Here is a 1,108-nt window from a genome sequence, read left to right on the forward strand (position 1 = left end):
CGCCAAGCCGGTGGACAAGGGCCAGGCGCTGTCGATTCTGGAAACCCTGCTGTCGTGGACCGGCAACGCGCTGGTGCGCCAGGGCGAGCGCTACCTGGTGGTGCCGGCCGGGCAGGCCGTGGCCGGGCAGCTCACCCCGCAGCGGCGCATTCCCGCGCCGGGGGGTGGGCTGAGCGCGCGGCTGTTCACCCTCGACTACATCTCGGCGGTGGAGATGCGCAAGCTGCTCACGCCGTTTGCCCGCGAGAACGCCTTCCTGCTGGTGGACCCGGCGCGCAACGCACTGGTCATGGCCGGTACCCCCGATGAGCTGAGCAATTACCAGGACACCATCGACACCTTCGACCTCAACTGGCTCAAGGGCATGTCGATCGGTGTTTACGGCCTGGAGCGCGCCAATGTCGCCGAGCTGATGCCTGAGCTCAATCAACTGTTCGGGCCGCGCAGCAACACGCCGCTGGCGGGCATGGTGCGCTTCCTGCCGATCGAGCGGACCAACGCCATCGTGGCGATTTCCTCGCAGCCCGAATACCTCAACGAGGTCGGGCGCTGGATCGATACCATCGACCAGGGCGGTGGCTACGAGCCGCAGATGTACGTGTACGACGTGCGCAACATGAAGGCCAGCGACCTGGCGCGCTACCTGCGCCAGATCTACGCCAACGAGCCGGTTGGCCAGTCGGGGCGCGGGCAGGTGGCGCCAGGATTGCGTACCCTGACGTTGTCGTCGGGCGGTAAAGCGCCAGGCACCAGCGCACAGGGCGGCATGGGCAGCCTGGGCAGTGGCCTGTCGACCGGCGGGGCGCAGGAAATGGCCATGGAACCGCGCGTCAGTGAAACCGAGGACGAGGCCTTGTTCGACGACGCTGGCGCCCCCCCCGGGTGGTGCGGCCACGCCGGGCGGTACGCCGGCCGAAAACCAGGTGCGCATCACTGCGCAGCAGAGCAGCAACCAGCTGCTGGTGCGTTGCCGGCCGACCCAGTGGCAGGAAATCCAGGCGGCGATCCGGCGCCTGGACAACCCGCCATTGCAGGTGCAGATCGAGACGCGGATTCTGGAAGTCAGCCTTACCGACGGCATGAACCTGGGGGTGCAATGGTACCTGGG

Annotated in this window: 1 protein-coding gene; it reads left to right on the top strand. The window is 67.6% G+C overall.

From position 1 onward, the window contains the following. Nucleotides 1-1,108 (top strand): secretin N-terminal domain-containing protein (locus G3436_RS26285; protein ID WP_420801259.1); only part of this gene is annotated, 1,108 nt, incomplete at both ends.

Source organism: Pseudomonas brassicae (genome assembly GCF_010671725.1).
Classification (GTDB): domain Bacteria; phylum Pseudomonadota; class Gammaproteobacteria; order Pseudomonadales; family Pseudomonadaceae; genus Aquipseudomonas; species Aquipseudomonas brassicae.